Origin of the sequence: Cytobacillus sp. FSL R5-0377 (assembly GCF_038004385.1) — a bacterium.
Lineage (GTDB): Bacteria > Bacillota > Bacilli > Bacillales > Cytobacillaceae > Cytobacillus.
On record NZ_JBBORA010000001.1, the window covers coordinates 985801 to 1007909 of the forward strand.

At 40.5% G+C, this 22109-nt stretch carries 15 protein-coding genes; 6 read left to right on the forward strand and 9 right to left on the reverse strand.

Annotated elements, in window-relative coordinates:
- Window positions 1-241 precede the first annotated feature (241 nt).
- The 4 genes from NSQ49_RS04865 to NSQ49_RS04880 all read left to right on the forward strand — a co-directional run bounded on the left by NSQ49_RS04865 (window position 242) and on the right by NSQ49_RS04880 (window position 4512).
- The gene (locus NSQ49_RS04865; protein ID WP_159870384.1) at window positions 242-1360 is read left to right on the forward strand and encodes a CdaR family transcriptional regulator; all 1119 of its coding nucleotides are present in this window, start codon (window positions 242-244) and stop codon (window positions 1358-1360) included.
- A gap of 105 nt (window positions 1361-1465) precedes the next feature.
- Window positions 1466-2878 carry a glycolate oxidase subunit GlcD gene (gene glcD / locus NSQ49_RS04870; protein WP_251283139.1) on the forward strand — a complete coding sequence of 471 codons (1413 nt, stop codon included), beginning with the start codon at window positions 1466-1468 and terminating at the stop codon, window positions 2876-2878.
- Window positions 2875-4200, forward strand: coding sequence for a (Fe-S)-binding protein (locus tag NSQ49_RS04875; RefSeq protein WP_159870380.1), 1326 nt, complete (start codon window positions 2875-2877; stop codon window positions 4198-4200). Before glcD ends, NSQ49_RS04875 begins: the two co-directional genes overlap by 4 nt.
- 111 nt (window positions 4201-4311) lie before the next feature.
- Complete coding sequence (locus NSQ49_RS04880) at window positions 4312-4512, forward strand: alpha/beta-type small acid-soluble spore protein (protein ID WP_159870378.1); 201 nt, start codon at window positions 4312-4314, stop codon at window positions 4510-4512.
- Between the two features lie 54 nt (window positions 4513-4566).
- On the opposite strand, the gene NSQ49_RS04885 is transcribed toward NSQ49_RS04880, so the two are convergent.
- From NSQ49_RS04885 to NSQ49_RS04910, 6 genes are all read right to left on the reverse strand, one after another.
- Complete coding sequence (locus NSQ49_RS04885) at window positions 4567-5760, reverse strand: anti-sigma-I factor RsgI family protein (RefSeq protein ID WP_251283138.1); 1194 nt, start codon at window positions 5758-5760, stop codon at window positions 4567-4569.
- Complete coding sequence (gene sigI, locus NSQ49_RS04890; protein ID WP_159870372.1) at window positions 5757-6503, reverse strand: RNA polymerase sigma factor SigI; 747 nt, start codon at window positions 6501-6503, stop codon at window positions 5757-5759. Before sigI ends, NSQ49_RS04885 begins: the two co-directional genes overlap by 4 nt.
- A 257-nt stretch (window positions 6504-6760) precedes the next feature.
- Window positions 6761-7237 carry a hypothetical protein gene (locus NSQ49_RS04895; protein WP_251283137.1) on the reverse strand — a complete coding sequence of 159 codons (477 nt, stop codon included), beginning with the start codon at window positions 7235-7237 and terminating at the stop codon, window positions 6761-6763.
- Window positions 7238-7380: 143 nt separating this feature from the next.
- The gene (locus NSQ49_RS04900; protein ID WP_251283136.1) at window positions 7381-10665 is read right to left on the reverse strand and encodes an efflux RND transporter permease subunit; all 3285 of its coding nucleotides are present in this window, start codon (window positions 10663-10665) and stop codon (window positions 7381-7383) included.
- Window positions 10666-10906: 241 nt separating this feature from the next.
- A complete protein-coding gene (gene nhaC, locus NSQ49_RS04905; protein ID WP_159870336.1) occupies window positions 10907-12304 on the reverse strand; it encodes a Na+/H+ antiporter NhaC in 1398 nt (465 codons plus the stop codon).
- A 395-nt stretch (window positions 12305-12699) separates the two neighbouring features.
- Window positions 12700-14277, reverse strand: a complete 1578-nt coding sequence (locus tag NSQ49_RS04910; protein ID WP_159869449.1) for a peptide chain release factor 3 — start codon at window positions 14275-14277, stop codon at window positions 12700-12702.
- Window positions 14278-14466: 189 nt separating this feature from the next.
- Between NSQ49_RS04910 and NSQ49_RS04915 the strand changes: the two genes are divergently transcribed.
- Window positions 14467-15342, forward strand: a complete 876-nt coding sequence (locus NSQ49_RS04915; RefSeq protein ID WP_159869452.1) for a metal-dependent hydrolase — start codon at window positions 14467-14469, stop codon at window positions 15340-15342.
- A 193-nt stretch (window positions 15343-15535) separates the two neighbouring features.
- Entirely contained in the window at window positions 15536-16753 is a 1218-nt protein-coding gene (locus NSQ49_RS04920) for a NupC/NupG family nucleoside CNT transporter (RefSeq protein WP_159869455.1), read from the forward strand.
- Between the two features lie 47 nt (window positions 16754-16800).
- Here NSQ49_RS04920 and treC read toward each other — a convergent pair whose 3' ends face one another.
- The 3 genes from treC to treP form a co-directional block, all read right to left on the reverse strand.
- Window positions 16801-18486 carry an alpha,alpha-phosphotrehalase gene (gene treC / locus NSQ49_RS04925; RefSeq protein WP_159869458.1) on the reverse strand — a complete coding sequence of 562 codons (1686 nt, stop codon included), beginning with the start codon at window positions 18484-18486 and terminating at the stop codon, window positions 16801-16803.
- A 206-nt stretch (window positions 18487-18692) separates the two neighbouring features.
- The gene (locus NSQ49_RS04930; protein WP_159869461.1) at window positions 18693-20378 is read right to left on the reverse strand and encodes a glycoside hydrolase family 13 protein; all 1686 of its coding nucleotides are present in this window, start codon (window positions 20376-20378) and stop codon (window positions 18693-18695) included.
- Window positions 20379-20464: 86 nt separating this feature from the next.
- Complete coding sequence (gene treP, locus NSQ49_RS04935) at window positions 20465-21871, reverse strand: PTS system trehalose-specific EIIBC component (RefSeq protein ID WP_159869464.1); 1407 nt, start codon at window positions 21869-21871, stop codon at window positions 20465-20467.
- Window positions 21872-22109 lie beyond the last annotated feature (238 nt).

Below are 22109 nucleotides of genomic sequence, written 5' to 3' on the forward strand. Positions count from 1 at the left end.
AGATATTAGAAAATTTGCAGGAAGTTTTTTAAAAAAGGCTATTTTGGGAAGGTTGTTTGTATTTTTACTGAGTTCATTGTTTTTCGATTAGGCTTATTTAACCTTCCGGGGGAGCAGCTGAGGAGCTGAGCCTTCTTTAGCGGAAATCAGCAGATAACATTGACAAGCAAAAAACAACAATCTATACGAAAAGAATCTTTAATTATATATAATAAAGTCAAAAACCAAAGGGAGATATAATATGCTGCTGCCTGATTTGGCTGAAAAGATCATTGCTGAAGTTCGCCAGTTCCTTCAAGAAGATATCATTGTTGCCAATACCTCAGGAGTCATTATTGCAAGTACTGACTCTGACAGAATAGGCAATTTTCATGAAGGAGCTTTGCTTACGATAAAACATAAAGAAAAGCTGATTATCACCAGGAAGGATCAATCACGCCTGCAGGGGGTAAAAGCGGGCATTAACCTGCCGATCTTTTTTAAAGGAGAGACAGTTGGAGTTATTGGCATTACCGGAAATCCCGATGAAATTTCCCCGTTTGCAGAAATCATTCGCAAACTGACAGAATTGTTTATCAGTGAAAGTTACTTTGCAGAGCAGCTCGATTGGCAGGCACGTGCAATGGAGAGTTTTATGTTTGACTGGCTGCAGACTAAAGAGTGGGATCCCGCATTTAAAGAACGGGCTCATTTGCTGAAAATAAATCTCTCAGAAGATAGACAGGTTTCTATCGCGGAATTCAGGCAAACTGGACAATTGCTTCATCGTGACCTTTGGAATAGAATTTTATCCTGGAAAGAAGCGGGTCCGAATGATATCCTGATTCGCTGGGGCAATGATCGAATTGTCCTTTTAGCCGGGGTTTCTTCAGCAGAAAAAGAACAGAGCTTAAGGGAAAAGGTCAGACGCTTCCATCGTTTTCTGGAAGACCTTCTCGCTGCCAAAGTAAGTATTGGCACAGGTAAACCTTTACCTCCCTTCAGTTTGTCGGAATCATTTATGCAGGCAGAACGAGCTTTGAAAATCGCCAAAAACCGCGAAACTATCATATTTGACCAGGATTTGACCATTGAAATGATATTTGATGACCTTTCACCGGAAACTAAGAAGGACTTCATTGAAAGAACGATTGGCACATTTTTAAATGAACAGGATCTTATGGAAACACTTAAGGAGCTGTTCAGGCAAAATCACTCTTTGAAAAATACTGCTGAGGCTCTGCATATACATATTAACACCCTTCATTACAGGCTCAGGAAAATATCTGATCTTTCAGGACTTTATATCTCAAATTTGAATGATTTAATGAAATTATTTATAGCTGTAAAACTTTTGGAGGAAAACACAAAAATTAATTAAGATATTCCTTAATATTTATATAATTATCCATAGCAGGGGATTCCCTGCTTTTTTTATACTTAAAGAATAGATATTGTTATCCTGCTATTAAAGGAGAGGATCTGCTTGATCGACGTTCAAATAAAAGAAAAATTAATTGCCGTTGTTGGTGAAGAGAATTATGATGATTCAAAAGCTGGGCGGCTCGTGTACTCTTATGATGCAACCCCCAATTTCCAATCTATGCCCGATGCGGTGATCAGTCCGCGAAATGCACAGGAAATTTCCAAAATTCTCAAAATTTGCAGCAGCAAGGGAATTCCAATCGTACCAAGAGGATCAGGCACCAATTTATGTGCAGGCACCTGCCCTACAGAAGGAGGAATTGTACTTCTGTTTAAGCATATGAATAAAATTATTGAAATCGATCAGGAAAACCTTACAGTTACGGTACAGCCTGGTGTCATCACACTTGATATGATTAATCATGTTGAAGCAAAAGGACTTTTTTATCCTCCCGATCCAAGTTCAATGAAAATAAGCACAATCGGCGGAAACATCAATGAAAATTCAGGCGGACTCCGAGGATTGAAATATGGCGTTACAAGGGACTATGTGATGGGGCTGGAAGCTGTACTTGCAAACGGAGACATTATCAGAACGGGTGGCAAGCTTGCAAAAGACGTGGCAGGATATGATTTTACCAGGCTGCTTGTAGGGTCTGAAGGAACTTTAGGGATTATTACAGAAGCCACATTAAAATTAATCCCGCTTCCTGAAGCAAAAAAAACAATGCTTGCTCTCTTTCAGGATCTGGAACAAGCTGCAAAATCCGTCTCAAAGATTATCGCGGGCAAAATCATTCCTGCCACTCTGGAATTTTTAGATCAGCCTACACTAAAAGCAGTAGAGGACTTCGCTCAAATCGGATTGCCAACCGATGTTAAAGCTGTTCTTCTTATCGAACAGGATGGGCCGGTTGACGTTGTTGTTAAGGATATGCAAAAAATGGCGGAAATCTGTCAGGAGCAAGGTGCTGTTTCAGTGCAGCTTGCAAAATCCGAACAGGAAGCCGAAGCTTTAAGAACTGCAAGACGTGCCGCCTTATCGGCTCTTGCTCGCCTAAAGCCGACAACCATTCTTGAAGATGCTACAGTGCCAAGATCTGAAATTGCCAATATGGTAAAAGCCATCAATGAAATTTCCGAGAAGTACGATCTTTCAATCTGTACTTTTGGCCATGCCGGAGATGGCAACCTGCATCCAACATGCCCTGCAGATGCAAGGGATAAAAATGAAATGGAACGTGTTGAAAAAGCCTTCGAAGAGATTTTTATTAAAGCGATAGAACTGGGAGGAACAATTACAGGCGAACATGGAGTGGGGGTCATGAAAGCGCCTTATCTTGAACTGAAACTTGGCCAGGCAGGAATTAATGCCATGAAAGCGGTAAAAACAAGTTTAGACCCTAATAATATTTTAAATCCAGGCAAAATTTTTGCCAAGGACAACAGGAAACGTGTGGTGGTTACACGATGACAACATTAAAAGAGCAGAAAGTTATTCAGGATGAATTTGCGAAGCGAATGGATGAAGACGAGCTATTGAATTGCATGCGCTGTGGTTTCTGCCTCCCATCATGCCCCACTTATGTCGAATCCGGCTATAAAGAATCTCACTCCCCAAGGGGGCGGATTGCGCTAATGAAAGCTGTTGCTGACGGTTTGATTGAACCGGACGAAGATGTAGAGAGATCACTCGATCTTTGTCTTGGCTGCCGTGCATGTGAGCCTGTATGTCCTTCTGGGGTTAAGTATGGACACTTACTTGAAGATGCGAGGGATATCATTAATCAGAATAAGAAACACTCCCTGCCGGTCAGAGCAGTTCGCAATTTGGTCTTTGAAGGCCTTTTCCCCCATCAGAACAGAATGAGGGCAGCTGCTGGGCTTGTTGGTTTCTATCAGCGCTCAGGCCTGCAGGCAGCCGCCAGAAAATCTGGGATTCTGAATTGGCTTCCTGAAAATCTCAGCGCGATGGAAAAGGTACTTCCTCAAGTACCGAAATTAAAAGAAATGAAAAACAGGCCATCCTATCTCTCAGCAGATAAGCCGGTAAAGAAAGTAGCCTTTTTTACAGGGTGCTTAATGGATACGATGTTCATGGAAACAAATAATGCAACAATAAAACTTCTCCAGCTTGCCGGATGTGAAATTCATATTCCTGGAAATCAAGCTTGCTGCGGTGCTCTTCACGGTCATAGCGGCGAAAAAGAGACAGCTAAAGATCTGGCTAAGAGGAACATAGAAGCCTTTGAAAAACTGGAAGCAGATTATATCATCACAAATGCAGGCGGATGCGGGGCATTCCTTATTGACTACGGGCACCTCCTTAAAGATGACAGGGAATGGCATGAAAGAGCAGTAAAGTTTTCGGAAAAACTTAAAGATATAAGCCAAATTCTTTATGAACTTGAATTTCATAAAAAAGTTTATCTTAAGCTGCCTGGACAGATCGTAACCTATCAGGATTCATGCCATTTGCGCAATGTCATGAAAACCGCCATAGCACCCCGTACCCTTCTGAATTCAATCGAGGGCGTTGAATTCAGAGAAATGAAGGATGCAGACAGATGCTGCGGTTCTGCCGGTATTTATAATATTGTTGAATCTGAAATGTCTATGCAAATACTTGATCATAAAATGATTCAGGCCAAATCTGCAAATGCTGCAATGATTGTAACCTCTAATCCAGGCTGTCTTCTTCAGATGAAGCTGGGGATCGAGCGTGAAAGGTTGCAGCATAAGATTAAAGCAGTGCATATCGCAGACATCCTGTTAGAGGCTGCCAGTGAAAAATAAACCTGCTGCATATGCCGAAATTTTACCACTTATGAAACCCCCTTTTTAATTCATACTAGAAATACAGAGGGATTGTAACTCTGTAAGACCAATTAAAAGGAGTTGAATACAATGGCAAGAAGCAGCAATAAACTTTTAGTTCCTGGTATTGAACAATACATGGACCAGGTTAAATATGAAATTGCCCAGGAATTTGGTGTTCAATTAGGCTCTGATACGGTATCCCGGGCTAATGGGTCTGTTGGAGGAGAAATTACTAAACGTCTTGTCCAGCAAGCTCAGGCTCAAATGTCCGGGCATAATAATCAATAACAACTTCATATAAATGGAAAAGGTCCGGAGCATGCTCCGGACTTTGCTTTTCTTTTATCGTTTTCCTCTCTCCTGGTGTTTCCCTTGTTTATTTCCGCCGTGGTTATTTCGTTGGTCCCTTTCTTGATGCTTTCCCTCAGGACCGTTTCCGCCACTTTTATTCCACTGTTTTTTATCATCTTTATGATTTCTGTCAGGTTTACCCCTTTTTTCATTATCCGGCGCCGTGCGGCGAAATTGATTTTGATTATTTTGAGCTTTCCCCCTATAATCTTTCTGATGTTTCTTATCTATATTATTTTGTCTATACTCATGCTTATTTTGATTGTGACTGCCATTTTCGTTCATTTGGCTGTTTTTTCCGCTGTTTTTCTTAACTTTGTTATTGTGCTGATTTTCGGATTTCTTACTCTGCCCTGGAACAGCTGGCTTTTTTTCCTTCTCTTTCTCTACACTAAGCTCTTCTTTTTTTATTTGGCTTTGTTGTGTTTTAGCAGACTTTTTTGGAGAATTTGACGGTTTATCAGCCTGTTTATTTTGATTCACCGGCTCAGATATTTTCTTATTGACACCGTCAGCCTTTATTTTATTTTCTTTATATAAACCAGGCGACAGTCCTTTATCAATAGCTTCGTCTCTTTCCTCTTTGCTTGCTTCCAATAAAGTTACTTCAAGCTGCTCTTTTTGTGCAGCTAGTTTTATATCTGCTAACTCTTTCTGAATACGCTCATCCGCTTTATTATTCTGATCTGTATAAACGGCAGCAATGACTACTTCCTTGTTTTCCTTAAAATAGCCCTGCTCCTTTATCTGGAGAAGAATTTTGTCAGCTACTTCATGAATACTGTTCTTTTTCCAGTCCTTTATATTCTGTATAATCCGTTTTCCTTCTTCATTGTAAGGAACAAGTTTCACTACCTGATATTCCTGATTGACCCCTAATTCAATGCTTGGATTAACGTCTATTGACATATAAGCGTAAACTTCGTCCTTTTGTAATAAGGGCAGAAAAGACACAATTGCGAGCATGATCGCAAATACTGCTGCCATTATTCCTTTTCCTCTTGATAAACTAAGGATAGGTAATAGACGCGACAACATTCCGTTTTTCAGTTCTATTGGGAAGAATACAATTTCCTGGCCTATTGCGTAAGCACGATTTTGTTTTCGGGCACGCAGAAATTCTCCTTCCGGGGTTAATAGTGTTAAAAAACGTTCGTTAATTTCCATGATTATACCTGTTTTCACGTTTCTAACACCCCTTTGATATAATCCTTTAAAAAGACATAATCGCCAGTTAATATCAATGATATGGCAATTATATATTTTCTATTTCTCTCTATTGTTTTTCTGCTTAAAGATACATAACCCTCCAGCTGCTTAATCGGCAGCTTTTTTTTATCCAAAAGAATACTTTTAAGTTCTTCATTTTCAACCAGAATTTTAGCAACTGTCATGGCATTTTTTCGTGCATCCGCATGTTTGGGGGACTGTTCGATCAGATCACTGAATGTCAGGCCGAATTCCTGAAGAATTTGCGTAAACTGGATAATTTCTTCTTTCCTCAGTTGTTCATCTGTTTTTTTTCTGTAGTCTTCAATGGACAATTCGTCTTCTATTGCCGAACCGGCCGTATCATCATCTTCAGGATTAGAAACTCCATTAAAACTGAGATTCTGAAATTTGGATTGTTTACGAATATAATCAATAACGCGCCTTTTAATCAGAACTTCAGAAAAACTGATGAGTGAACTGCCCTTATCTGGACTGTACTTTTGAATGGCTTCATTAAAAGCTATGAGGCCTATGCTAAATTCATCATCAGATTCATGAATATACCTTTTGCAGACTGATGATACGGTTTTTGCAATAAATGGCTTGTATGATTCTATTAGCTCATTATTTAATGCTGCATTTCCCTGCTGTATTAACTCTACCGTTTCTTCGAGCGATTTTTTTCGCTTTTTCGGCATAAACAATAAACCCAGCAATAGCCCCACCTCTTTTCAAAAAACATTATATCATACGGTGTCCATTCGTATTATGGATAGGGGCTATTGTAAAAGTATTGTAAAAGCTTTAATTCTCTATAAGATTTCACCTCATGATTTAAGTTATAGCGGCCGCTTGTTCATTACAACTGTACGGATTCATGAAGCAGGTTTGTGGGGGTAATGGAGGAAAATATAAAAAAAAGCCTTAACATCACTAAAGCACCAGTGTGTCAAAGCTTTTTCATTAAATTAACTTAAGTACTAACAGCCCGCTTTCTTAATTTTAGGATCAGCCACCTGACCAACAGGCCAGTTGCAACACCAGGAATAACAAAGAGCATGGGAAGAAAGACCGGACCAAAAAAAACCCCAAACAATTTCAGCCTAGTTGAGTACATAAGTCCTACAGTGACAAAATAGGCACTGAATACAAAAGGAAGGAATGATAATTCTTCCTTTTCCGGCATTGCACTGCGGTATGCATCCCACATTGCAAACATATAAAGACAAGGATAAAACATGAGCCACTGATAATTAAGGACATGAACAGCTTTATCAATTTCTCCCATGAAACTAAACATGATAGCCGAATTAAAATGGCTGTATACATTAATGATAAATTCAAGGACAACAAACAATGTCCCCTTCCACAGCTGCCCCACCAATAATTGGCTAAAACCTGGCAATGCAATACTCCAAAAAACTGCTTCTAGTTTACTGAGTTTTTTCATTTCATTACCACCAGCTACAAGTCGATAACTTTATTGTGCTCCGAATATTGGCCAATTATCAATTAATTTTCCAGCTTTTTTCCTAATACACATTCATAGGAGTGAAAAAGGACTCCTTCATCGGAAGGAGCCTTCATAAGGTTTTAGGAATTATCATTCCGTTTTTCTGTGTTCTTTTCTTCGCCATCTCTTTTTACAATTTTTAATAAGTCCTCCAGAATAGCTGCCAGATCCTCTCTGCTGTATGATTTAGCATCTGAGGATTGAAGCTGATTATTGTCATCATCATTATCGTTATTCCAGTTTCTGTCCACTCTTTCTTCTAGCAGGTAAGCAGGCACTAAGTGGCCATCCGGTGTGGCATACATTTTATTTAAACGCCGTGTATCCCTGTCAAAAAAGCTATATACAACAGGTATCACAAATAGCGTCAAAAACGTACTGCTAATCAGCCCGCCAATCAGCGTAATTCCCATCGGCTGGTTAATTTCTGTTCCTTCACCAATACCAAGAGCCAGAGGCACCAGTCCAAGTATAGTAGTTAAGGCTGTCATAAATATTGGCCTTGCACGGTCCTTAACTGAAATAATTATGGCATCGTAGCTTTTAAGACCCTGTTCTTTCTTTTGGTTAATATAATCAACAATAACTATTGCATTATTAACGACAATTCCTGCAAGCACAATTATCCCGATTATGGCTGTTAAACTGATCGGTGTTTGGGTTATAGTAAGAGCAATTGCCACCCCTATCACCATGAGCGGCACAGTAACCATGATAACTAACGGATACTTCAGCGATTCAAATTGAGCTGCCATGACAAGATAGATAAATACGATTGCCAGTACAAATGCGAGAATCAGATCATCAATTGATGATTCCAGTAATTCCCGGTCACCGCTGAAAACAACCTCTGTTTCGTCCGGCAAGTCCAGATCAGCAATTTCTTTATCCACTTCTTTTGATATGGCACCCATGTTTGTAGAAGACTTGTACTTTAATGTAAATTGGACAGCATCCTGCTGATTAATGCGCTGTATATTTACCGGTCCTTCTCCCCGCTCTATATTGGTTACATCACTTAGAGCAGCGTAATTGCCATCAGGCTTTTTAATAAGCAATTTCTTCAAATTCTCTATATCCTGTGTGACTTCCCGATCGTACTCTACAAAAACGCCGTATATATTGGATTCTTCATCTATCATTTGTGTAGCACGATTGCCCCGGGTAACATCATTTACTGCCATTGCCACTTGGGCTGGAGCCAGCCCCTGCTCAAGAGCCTTATCACGATCCACAGTAATTTGAATCTCTTCAATGGTATCCATAAGATCAGTCGACAATTCGGTTACATCATCAAGGTTTTTCAGTGCATTATAAATTTTATCTACATTTTCCTTTAAACGGTTTGGATCTGTATCCCTCACACTGAAGGTCAGTGTATTAGGCGATGTACCTGCTGTTGATTGGGTATTAAACGAGAGTTCTGCAGTTGTATTTACCTTTGATGCAGCACTTTCCAGATCTTTTTTTACATCATCTGCAAATTCAAACGTAGACCTTTCCCTCTTGTCCAGCTCCTTCATCTTGATATACACTTCTGCGATATTGGCATTTTTCGAACCACGAAAGGATCCTTCCTGTGTAGTTCCGATGAGGCTGACAAATGTATCAATATCCTCTTCATTCTTTAATACTTCCTCTAAAGCCGAGATAACCTTTTCTGTTTCTGAAAGTGCAGTACCGTTCTCAAGCTCCACTCTTACCGTAAAGAAGCCTTCATCTGCATTTGGGAGAAATTGTGTGCCTACCGTGGTCATTCCATAGCTCCCCGCTGCCAGCAACAGCATGGTAATAGCTATGACCGCTGCACGATTCCGCAAAGCCCACTTAATTGATTTTTCAAGTGAACGCATTGAGCCTGTTTCCTGCCTTCTTGCTTCCATGTTGGTTTTTGGAGCCTTCAGCAGCCTGCCCGCAAGCATCGGGACAACTGTCAGGGCAACAGCCAGAGATGCAAATAAGCTAAAGGAAATGGTCAGAGCAAACTCCTTAAACAATTCACCAATGATGCCAGTTATAAATACTACGGGAAGGAATACTGCAACTGTCGTAAGTGTGGAGGCAGTAATTGCACCTCCTACTTCTTTTGCCCCTTCACTTGCAGCCGTTTTAGGATCTTTTCCCATTGATAAATGGCGGTAAATATTCTCTATAACAACAATGGAATTATCCACAAGCATTCCTATTCCAAGTGCCAATCCTCCGAGAGTCATAATGTTTAAGGTGAAATCGGAAAAATACATTAAAACAAATGTAAAAATAACTGAATAAGGAATAGAGATGCCAATGATGAGCGGACTTTTAACATTTTTCAAGAAGAAAAACAGGACAATCATGGCAAATATACCGCCGAGAATCAATGAATTGGAGATATTTCCTATTGCAAGATTTATGTAATCTCCCTGGTCAAAAAGTATTTCTGATTCAATATTTTTAAACTGTTCCTTTTCAAGAAGAGTATCCAATTGTTTTATAAATTGATCTGAAACCTCTGCTGTATTAGCATCTGACTGCTGCAGAACACTAAGCAGGACAGATGGAGCCTGGTTTGTGCGTGTAATAGTGCGATCATCCTGGCTGGTCAGCTGAACCTCCGAGATGTCGTCAAGGCTTACTTTATTTCCTGATGCGGGGTCAACTGTTACTGTTAGCTTTTTCAGAGTGTCAAGAGAATCAATGGAACTGATAATTCTGGTTGTCAGCTCTTTTCCCTCAGTCAAAACCGGATCACCCGGCATCGAAATATTATTGGATTCAATTACATCCACTACATCCGCCTGGCTTAATTTGAAGTCCCTCAGTTTATCCTGGTCAAGCTCCACTCTTACTTCCTTAATGGCCGTTCCGGAGAGGTTAACACTTGCTACTCCCTCAATTTTAGCCAGCTCGAGATTCAGTTCGTCTGCAAGCTTTCTTAATGCTTCAGGTTCCTCTTCTCCACTAAGGGATAATTGAATAATCGGAAACTGGGCAGGATCAAATTTCATAAATCGCGGTTTATCAGCTTCATCAGGAAGCTGTGTCTGATCCAGTCTTTGAATTACTTCACTTTGTATTTCATCAATATTTGTAGTCCATGAAAATTGCATTAAAATGAAGTTTGCGCTTTCCTGCGAGGTAGAGGTCAATGTTTTAATCCCCGGCAATGTTGCCAGATTTTCCTCAAGCGGCTTAGTTACTTTTTCCACCACTTCATCGGGACTTGCTCCAGGGTAGGAAGTTACTACAACTCCTACAGGAGGGTTAAGGTCTGGAATGAGTTTTAATGGAATATTTAAGAGGGAGACAACCCCTAAAATAAGCACTAAGAACATGGTAACCAATGTAAAAATTGGCCTTTTGATTGAAAAATCGCTTATTCGCACACTTTTCTGCTCCTTTCAATGACTGTATGGATAACTGACCTATGCATTTGGTAGAATAACACATTCTAACTATATTAAAGCAGGTACAGCGATGCAAGCAATCAGTGTGCTGTATGAGTAATCAATTTGCAGAATTTCTATCTCCAGAAAAAAAACGCTTCATCATAATAAATTACCGCGGTGAATTGATGAGGTTAATGATAAAAAAAGCTGCCGAGAGTTTCTCGACAGCCTGAGCAGCCTAATCAGCTGCTTTTCTTTGTAATTTTTCAATCTTAAAGCCAGTAAATCCATAGATTAAGGTGATTACAGGACTGAGCAGACAGAATAAGGCAAATGGAAGGTAAGCTGTTGTTTCTACACCTAATACTCCTGATAAAAATACTCCGCAGACACTCCAAGGAACTAATGGATTTACAACAGTGCCTGCATCTTCAAGAATTCTGGAAAGATTCTTTGGATGAAGCCCGGCTTTTTCAAAGGGCTCCCTGAAAGTATTTCCTGTTAAAAGAATTGAAAGGTACTGCTCGCCTAGCAGGAAATTAATTCCGACTGCTGTTCCTGCTGCTGCCGCTACTAGAGTTGACACCCGATTCAAAAACCGTTTGATTCCTTCAAGCAGAGCTGGAAGTATGCCAAGCTTAAAGAATAAACCGCCCATAGAAAGCGCGAGCAATACCAGAGAAATAGAAAACATCATGCTTTCCATGCCGCCTCTTGATAAAAGGGCGTCAACTTCCTCTGAACCGCTTGTCGAAGCATATCCCGAAAACAGCAATGTCATAACTTTTTCAATGCCAAAGCTGCTTTGGACGATAACAGCTAAAATTAATGCGGATATAATGCCAGCAGACAGCGTAATAAAAGCTGATACTTTTTTCAGGGCCAATATAGCCAAAATCACAAAGGGAATTAGGGAGTACCAATGTACTAATCCCTCATCCAGTAAAACTTTTTTCAATTGGGCAATCTTTGAGAAATCAGACGCTGCTTCCGATGGTGATAGAAAAGCAAAGATTGCCAGTGAAATGATAAACGAAGGAATGGTTGTCCAGGCCATCGTCTTGATATGCTCAAATAAATCCACCTTAACTGTCGATGATGCCAGGTTGGTTGTGTCGGATAGGGGCGACATTTTATCACCAAAAAATGCACCTGAAATAACTGCACCAGCCGTAATTGCATCCGAGAGGCCCAATGCGGAACTGACTCCCATAAAGGCCACTCCCAATGTTGCAGCTGTTGTAAGTGAGCTTCCTATGCTCATTCCGATCACAGATGTTACCATAAATACAATGGCATAAAAGAACTTTCCATTGACAGCTTCCAGAGCCATGTAGATAAATGTAGGAATCGTGCCGCTCGCCATCCAGCTGCTTATCAGCATCCCGATTAAAAAGAAGATAAAAATTGCTCCTAATCCGGACTGAGCACCTTCAATAAGCCCCTTTTCCAGCTCTGCTATAGATACTTTTCTTAATAAACCGTAGGCTATTAATCCCATTATCGCGAAAACAACAGGAATATGGGGAACTGCCCCGGCAAAAATAATTGAATAGCTGATTCCGCCTAAAATTATGAAAGTGACAATAAGTGCCTCCAAGGGCTTTATATTTAATACTGCCTTATCTTGATGCATAACGTTTTCCTCCTAAAGTTGCCTGTAATTTAATACAAACAAAAAGAGCCCTCTCGCCTATAGGGACGAAGGAGCTCCGCGGTACCACCCTAATTGATAAGCAATTGCTGCTTACCCACTTAAAAATATATTGTCCATTTTGGTTGCAGTTGTATTTCGACCATTGCTGCCTGGATTTTCATCAGCCATCCAGTTTCTGTTTGCTGCCGGCAATTACTCTACTTTTGCTGCGGACAAGTTCTTCAGTTGAGATTACACTTTCTGCTTTTAAACTTAAACGCTTTTTAGCGTTAAAGTGCATGTGTTAATACTATATTATCTATTAATAAATATGTCAATAGGATTGAGTAAGGAATATATGTATAGCTAAAACGGCCCTTAAAGGGCCGCCATTTTTATTCCGAATCCATCGGGTTATATAGATTTACATCCGGATTTTTTTCCTGGAACCATCTTAGTGCAAAGTCATTTTCAAATAAGAAAACGTTTTTGCCATAACGGTCTTTAACCAGGAGACTTCTTCCGCTGGAAAGGTTTTCGTTGACCTCATCGCCTTCTACCCAGCGTGCAATCTTAGAGCCTTGTCTTTCCATATAGACTTCTGTGTTATATTCATTTTTCATTCGGTGCTCAAAAACTTCAAACTGAAGCTGGCCCACTGCACCCAGGAGATATTCTTCCATTTTGACAGTCTTAAATAGCTGGATGGCTCCTTCCTGAACCAGCTGCTGAATGCCCTTATGAAAATGTTTTTGCTTCATGACATTTTTAGCTGTTACTTTAACAAAGAGTTCAGGTGTAAACTGAGGAAGACGCTCATATTGAAAATTATTTTTGCCAACTGTTAATGTATCGCCTATTTGGTATGTTCCCGGATCATAAATCCCGATGATATCCCCGCTTACTGCCGAATCAACTGTACTCCGGTCATCAGCCATGAATTGAGTGGACTGCGCAAGCTTAATGGACTTCCCGATTCTTGGAATATTCACGGCCATGCCCCGCTCAAATTGGCCGGAACAAATTCTTAAGAATGCTATCCGGTCGCGATGTGCAGGATTCATATTTGCCTGAATTTTAAATATAAATCCGGAAAATTCCTCTGATAGCGGATCAATTTCCCCTGCAGTCGAATTTCTCGGCTGCGGCGGAGGTGCAAATTGCAAATAAGACTCAAGAAAAGTCTGTACACCAAAGTTTGTCAGTGCACTCCCGAAAAACACTGGGGTCAGTTCTCCATTTGCGATTTTCTCTCTTGAAAACTCATTGCCTGCTTCATTTAAGAGCATAATCTCTTCAAGCGTCTGATCATATAGCCCAGTATCCTTAATCGAATGGCTTCCCTCTATTTCTCCGTCCTGATTTAAGGGAAGAAAGCGCTCATCGTCCTCTACTCTGAACTGCTCAATTCGATTATTAAACCTGTCATAGATTCCAAGGAATTCTTTCCCCATTCCAATTGGCCAGTTCATTGGGTAAGATTCAATTCCCATAACTTCTTCTAATTCAGCTAGGAGCTCAAGAGGTGCTTTCCCCTGGCGGTCAAGCTTATTCATAAAAGTAAAAATCGGAATTCCTCTCATTCGGCAGACTTTGAATAATTTGAGTGTCTGCTCCTCAATACCTTTTGCTGAGTCGATGATCATAACAGCACTGTCAACGGCAGTCAGTGTGCGGTACGTATCTTCACTGAAATCCTGGTGACCAGGCGTATCAAGAATATTAACGCGTGCACCCTCATATTCAAACTGCATCACACTGGAGGTAACAGAGATACCACGCTGCTTTTCAATTTCCATCCAGTCGCTAGTCGCATATTTGCCTGTCTTCTTCCCTTTAACTGTTCCTGCATCACGAATGGCACCCCCGAATAATAGGAGCTTTTCGGTCAGCGTGGTTTTACCGGCATCCGGGTGGGAAATGATCGCAAACGTTCGGCGGGATAAAACTTCTTCTTTAAAATTTTTGGACATAGTCGTTCCTCACTTACTTATATGAAAATTTGTTGATCTAGCAATCAATGTGTCACTTAATTATTGCAATACCTTCAATTTTATCTCTCTCATGTAAAGTTTGCAACGCATTTAAGATTGCATATTTCTTTTTATTACTCTTTTTGAGGCTTATAATAGGGAAACTAAATGTAAAAAAGAGGTGAAAACATGGACACAATTACTCATACTCTATTCGGCTTGAGTCTTTATGGTGCAGTTGATAAGCAGAAGATGGATAAAAACTCCAGAAGAGCGTATTTACTTACCACTGTTGGGGCAAGCCAAATTCCGGATATTGATGTCATTTCGCGCTTATGGGATACAGAAGGACTTTATCAAATGTGGCACAGAGGGATTACCCATTCCGTTTTCCTGACTCCACTGTGGGCTATACTGTTTCTGCTGCTGTCTTATCTGCTTTTCAGAGTCAAGGATAAGAAGCTTTTTCTGCTGGGATGGCTTGCCGTTTTCATACATAATACAAGTGATTTATTCAATACATGGGGAACGGGTTATTTAGAGCCATTTTCATCTATGAGGGTAACTTTTGGAACGATTCCAATTGTTGATTTAGTGTTTTGGATTATAATAGGAGCGGCCTTTTTCTTTACAAAGAGGAATAAATCAAAATCACCCTATTATTTTAAAATGGCATGGGCTTTTATGCTGCTGCACGTGGTAATCCAAAGCACACAGGGATACCTGATTTATAAGCAGTATGATGATCACTATGAGCAGGTTGCTCTATCGGCAGAATTTATACCATGGACTTACTCTGTTATTACAAAAAAAGATGACGAAGTGACCATATTTAAAGATGCTCTTTTTACCGAAAAGAAAACCCGGTATGTGCTTAAATCGAAAGAAACTGCTGATTTGGACAAGTTGTTTTCACAAGCTCCTGAAGCTAAAACCCTTTATGAATGGTCCCCATTTGTTGTACTTGTTGATGATGATGAAAGGCTCGGACTCTACGATCCCCGTTTTTACAGGAACGGCCAGTCATTTTTATTCGAATATATTGAAAAAAATGCTAAAAGATGAGCTCAGCGCTCATCTTTTTCCGTTTATTCCCATTATTTTCTTCATGCATACTGGTTTCATGAATTTATTCCTTTTGCACATAATACAAGTATTGAGCTTTACAAGCAGTTTCATAAGGGAATAGGATTACTGGCCAGAACTTTCCCCGCTGATTTGGCCGGGGGAAACTACTACATAGTGAAGAGGTGTTAACATGAACTTTATTTGGGGGATTTTCGGTATTATTGTTGTTTTAGGAATTGCTTTCCTGCTTTCAAGCAATAGAAGGGCAATAAGTTTAAGAACAGTAGCGGGAGGTCTTGCCATTCAGCTGATTTTCGCCTTTCTCGTTCTCAAGTGGGAAGGCGGCAGAAAGGCATTAGAATGGCTCACAATGAAGGTAAACGATATAATCAATTACGCCAATCAGGGGATAAATTTTCTATTTGGCGGCTTGTTTACAGATGAATCGGGCATTACTTTCGTTTTCGCACTTCAGGTTTTGCCTGTTGTAATCTTTTTTTCATCACTGATTTCTGTCCTTTATTACTTAAGGATTATGCAGTTTTTTATTAAAATTCTCGGCGGGGGGCTTGCAAAGCTTCTCGGAACCAGAAAAGCTGAATCGATGTCGGCAGCAGCCAATATATTCGTGGGTCAAACGGAGGCACCACTTGTGGTCCGCCCATATATCGCCAATATGACAAAATCAGAGTTATTTGCGGTCATGACTGGAGGCCTGGCTTCTGTGGCAGGATCTGTTTTGATTGGCTATTCCTTATTGGGAGTGCCTCTCGAATATCTTCTGGCCGCAAGCTTCATGGCTGCACCGGCTGGGCTGATCCTTGCCAAAGTAATGATTCCTGAAACCGAAGAAAAAGAAGAGCCTAAAGAATTTGATATGGAAGTGGATAGCGATTCTGCTAACGTCATTGATGCTGCTGCAAAAGGAGCTAGTGTCGGATTGGAGCTCGCTTTAAATATCGGAGCCATGCTGCTGGCCTTTATTGCATTGGTTGCTTTGATTAACGGACTACTTGGATGGGTTGGAGGATTATTTGGATTAGAAGGCTTAACGCTCGAAATCATTCTTGGATATGTTTTCTCACCTCTCGCGTTCGCTATAGGAGTTCCATGGTCGGAAGCCGTACAGGCAGGAAATTATATTGGCCAGAAGCTGATTTTGAATGAATTTGTTGCTTATTCTGCTTTTGCGCCGGATATCCCAACCTTATCTGATAAAACAGTGGCGATCATTAGCTTCGCCCTTTGCGGATTTGCCAATATCTCTTCATTAGGCATCCTTCTGGGAGGGCTTGGCGGTTTAGCCCCAAACCGCAGGCAGGACATTGCACGTCTTGGCTTAAAGGCAGTCGCTGCAGGCGCTTTAGCATCTTTGTTAAGTGCCTCAATAGCTGGAATGCTGTTTTAAAAAAACTAAGAAAATGAAAAATCCTCCCTTCAGCGGGAGGATTTCTTTTATTTCTTTAAGTAATAGATAACGGATTCGTATGGCCTTAACTGGATGGTCTCAGCAGCTGAAGGTGACTGCTTGTAGTTGGTCAGTAAGATTTCTCCTTTAAATTCATTTGCGTGAATATGTTCAGGAAGGGGAAATGATGTTTCTTTCCCATAAAAATTATTTACGACCAACAGCTTTTCATTATCACCATTTCGAACATAAGCAAATACATCAGGATGATCTTCTGAAATCAATTCATAGTCGCCATAGGTGATAATATCGTACTGCTTGCGAAGCTGAATCAGCTTTTTATAATGATAAAATACAGAATTCTCGTCCTTCAAGGCTTTTTCGGCGTTGATTTCCCTGTAATTGGAAGCAACATGAATCCAAGGCGTTCCATCGGTGAAGCCGGCATTTTCAGAGCTATCCCACTGAACCGGCGTCCGGGAGTTATCGCGCGATTTGCTTTTGAGAATATTAATAATTTCTTCCTCATCCATTCCCTTTTCCTTAAGGATAGAATAAACGTTCAGTGATTCCACATCTCTGTAGTCCTCAATGCTCTCAAAGCCCGGGTTCGTCATGCCAAACTCTTCACCCTGGTAAATATATGGAGTCCCCTGCATCATATGAATGGCTGTCGCCAGCATTTTTGCAGATTCCCGATGATATTCTTTGTCATCACCATATCTTGATACAATCCGAGGCTGGTCATGATTGCACCAAAACAAGGCATTCCAGCCTCCGCCCTTGTGCATTTCTGTTTGCCATTTCGATAATATCTGCTTTAAGGCCTTAAAATCAAATTCTGCGAGTGCCCATTTCTCCCCATTGGGGTAGTCCACTTTTAAATGATGGAAATTGAACGTCATGCTTAATTCTTCCCGCTCGGGGTTTGAATATTTTATACAATGATCAATTGTAGTGGATGACATTTCCCCGACCGTCATACTGCCGTACTTTGAGAATACTTTTTCATTCATTTCGTGCATGAATTCGTGAACACGGGGGCCGTCAGTATAGAACTTCCTGCCATCACCCGGAGGGACTGAACCGTCATCATCAGGAAAATCCTGATCTTTAGAAATTAGATTGATTACATCAAGTCTAAATCCATCTACACCTTTTTTAAACCAAAATTCCATCATGTCATACACTTTACGGCGCAGGTCTTCATTTTCCCAATTGAGATCTGCCTGTGTAACATCAAAAAGGTGAAGATAGTATTGGCCAGTTGCTTCATCATATTGCCATGCATTTCCGCCGAATTTGGATTCCCAGTTTGTCGGCTCGCTTCCATCCTCCTTAGGATCTTTCCAGATATAAAAATCCCGGTATGGATTGTTTTTTGCTTTTTTTGCTTCCTGGAACCATTCATGTTCAGTGGAAGTATGGTTAACAACAATATCCATAATGATTTTTATGTCACGATTATGGGCTTCTTCAAGAAGCTTATCAAAGTCTGCCATTGTTCCATATTCTTCATGGATGCTGAAATAATCGCTGATGTCATACCCGTTATCACGCTGTGGAGATTTATAAATCGGTGTCAGCCAGACAACATCCACACCTAATTCTTTTAAGTAATCCAGTTTGGCAATGATTCCAGGAATGTCTCCAACTCCATTTCCTGTCGTGTCGTTAAAGCTTTTCGGATAAATTTGATAGACTACTGCTTTTTTCCACCACGGTTGTTTCATTTAGAATCACCCTGTTTTATTTTTTTTGAAATTTTTTTCAAAGCTTGCTGTTTTTTGTTTTGAATTATGCCCGTTGATTTGCAGCCAACCCGCGGGAAGTAATGTGAGCCTCCTCGGCTTAGCCTGAGGAGGCTCAGCTGTCCTGTCCCTTACCTGCCACCCCGGATTACATTTAACAACATGAGTGAACCATGCTGCTCATCAACTTATCTTTTATCAGCAGTAAATAGAAGCACTTGAGCTTCATAAGGACGAAGCTTGATTGTTCTGCTGATTTGTACATCTTTATAATTTCCAATCAGTTGTTCGAATTTTTTATCCTGGATGTCTGCAGGAAGTACTGCTTCAGTGTTTTCAACATAGAAGTTGCACATAACAAGGAGTATCTGATTGCCAAGTGTTCTTGTATAGGCATAGACTTCGGGATGATCATCTAGTATAAGGTTATACTTTCCGTAAACAATAACCTCATTTTTCTTCCTGAGTTCAATAAGCTTTTTATAATACTGAAAAACAGAGTCAGGGTTTTTCATGGCCTTTTCGACATTAATCTCTTTATAGTTAGGGTTTACTTTTATCCATGGTGTTCCTTCCGTAAATCCTCCGTGCTCAGAAGAATCCCATTGCATTGGTGTCCGCGCATTATCACGCCCTTTTGCATAGATAGCTTCTAATGCCTTTTCCTCGGTCCAGCCATCATCAAGAGCTTCATTATAAAAATTAAGTGTTTCTATATCTCTGTATTCATCTATGCTTGAGTAGCGGACATTGGTCATTCCAATTTCTTCGCCCTGATAAATATAAGGAGTTCCTTTCATCATATGCAGCAATGTTGCCAGCATCTTTGCCGACTTCTCCCAAAACTCTTCATCATTCCCTAATCTTGAAACAGAGCGTGGCTGGTCATGATTATTAAAGTAAAGACTGTTCCAGCCAATTTCATCCAGCTCATTTTGCCATTTGGTCAGATTTGTTTTTAAGTCAAACAGATTGAGGGGTTTAAGGTCCCATTTGCCGTTTGGCCCGTTATCCAGGCTAACATGTTCAAACTGGAAAACCATATTTAATTCATTGCGTGATTCTCCTGTATACTGCCTTGCCCACTCAGGATTAACACCAGGCATTTCGCCGACAGTCATAACATCATACTTCGATAAGGCCTTTTCATTCATCTCCTGCAGGTATTCATGAATTTTTGGGCCATTTCGATAATACTTGCTGCCAGAAGCATACTTCTTCCCGGGCTTTGGTTCATCATCAGGGAGTCCCTCCACTTTGGAAATAAAGTTGACTACATCCATTCTGAACCCATCAATCCCTTTCTCAAGCCACCAGGTCATCATGTCGTATATTTCTTCTCTTAATTTTTGATTCTCCCAGTTTAGATCAGGCTGTTTTTTTGAGAACAGATGCAAATAATATTCTCCTGTACTTTCATCAAGCTCCCAGGCAGATCCGCCGAAATTACTGCCCCAGTTATTCGGCTCTTTTCCATCTTTTCCTTCACGCCATATATAGTAATCCCTATATGGATTATCCTTCGATTTCCTTGCTTCTGAAAACCAGATATGTTCATCTGAACTATGGTTTACCACCAGATCCATTATGAGTTTAATGCCTCTTTTATGCAGCTCGTCAAGAAGCAGTTCCCAATCCTTCATGGTGCCAAACTCTTCCATAATATCCTGATAATCACTGATATCGTAGCCATTATCATCATTTGGCGATTTATAAACCGGTGATAGCCAGACCACATCAATTCCGAGCTCTTTCAAATAATCCAGTCTTGAGATAATTCCCTGCAAATCTCCTATTCCATCTCCATTGCTGTCCATGAAGCTCCGAGGGTAGATTTGGTAAACTACACTTTCTTTCCACCAATGCTTCTTCATAATGCGACCTCCGGTATAATAAAATTTCGAGAAAGCCTAAAAATGGTGATACCATGGAATCATAGAACCCCATGGCATCTTCAAGTTTATTCGGCTTTTTTAAATTTTGAGAAAGCTAAAGTTAATAGAAACGGAACTATGAGTGCAATTCCCATTCCAATAAAGAAAGGAATCCAATTTTCCGCAAAGATGGAGAAGAACGCCGGCAATCCGCCTACACCTATTGACGGTGCCTTAACTCCATTAATAGTGATGAATATGCCAGCAATCGCCGACCCAATAATCGCTGCAAAGAACGGATACTTAAAGCGAAGATTTACCCCAAACATAGCCGGCTCGGTAACGCCCAGCCATGCTGATATTGAAGATGTAAGCGCAAGACCTTTCAGCTTTTCATTTCCTCTGCTAAGCAGCATCATGGCAAAAGCTGCGGAACCCTGTGCAATATTAGACAATGCAACCATAGGCCATAAAAACGTGCCGCCAATGCTGCCGATTAACTGCAAATCAACAGCAAGGAAAGTATGATGCATGCCAGTGATTACAAGCGGTGCATATAACCCCCCATAAATTAATCCTCCAAGTGCCGGAACAGCATCAAAGATTCCGACAACACCATTTGTAATCCAGCTGCCGATTGTAAAAGTAATTGGTCCAATGGCAATAAAAGAAAGAAATCCTGTTACTAATAATGCAATCGGTGCAACAGTCAGAAGCTGAAAAGCATCAGGAATTCTTTTTCTCAGGAATACTTCTATCTTAGCCAACACATATGAAGCAAATAATACCGGCAATACCTGACCCTGGTAACCTACTTTCTCAATTTCAAAACCAAATAAATTCCACTTTGGAACTTCCTCTGCAGCACCATAGCCCCATGCATTTAAAAGATCCGGGTGCACGAGCATCAAACCAAGCACAATACCCAGAAGCGGACTTCCGCCAAACCTGTTAACAGCACTCCATCCAATCAAACCGGGTAGGAATACGAAAGCAGTATTGGCAATCAGGTTAATGATCGCAGCCAGATCAGCCCAGTTTGTATAAACTTCAACAAACGACTTTTCATCAAAGAAAATACCTGGCGCAGTCATAATGTTGTTGATTCCCATCAGCAAACCAGCTGTTACGATAGCTGGCAGGATAGGAATAAAAATATCGGCAAGTGTTTTAATGCCGCGCTGCAAGGGATTTAAGTTTTCGGCAGCAGCACTTTTGGTCTCTTCCTTTGACGATTCGCCAATTCCGGTAGCCTCTGTCATTTCTTTATATACTTTATCAACGAGGCCTTGTCCGATTACAACCTGGAATTGTCCATTGGTGGAGAAGGACCCTTTCACTATATCAATATTTTCAAGTTTTTCTTTATTGACTTTGCCTTCATCTTTTAAGGCAAAACGCAGCCGTGTTACACAATGAGTGGCCGCAGCGATATTATCTTTGCCCCCGATAGCTTCTACGATTTGCTCTGCTGACTCTTTATTTGTAGCCATTCTTCGCTCTCCTCCTGTTACCGTTTTCAAATAAAAGAAAAAAACAGTTATAAGGTGCTTATTTATGGTCCTCAATTTTGATAAATATAAACCAAAGCAACTTGTATATACATGATCTGTTTACGCTTTCATTTTATCTTGTATATACATGTCAGTCAACTGTTTTTTCTTTTCCTTGTTTTATATACCCATTCACACCGTTTGGAAGCCATAAAAAAGAAAAACCGGCTTTGAGACC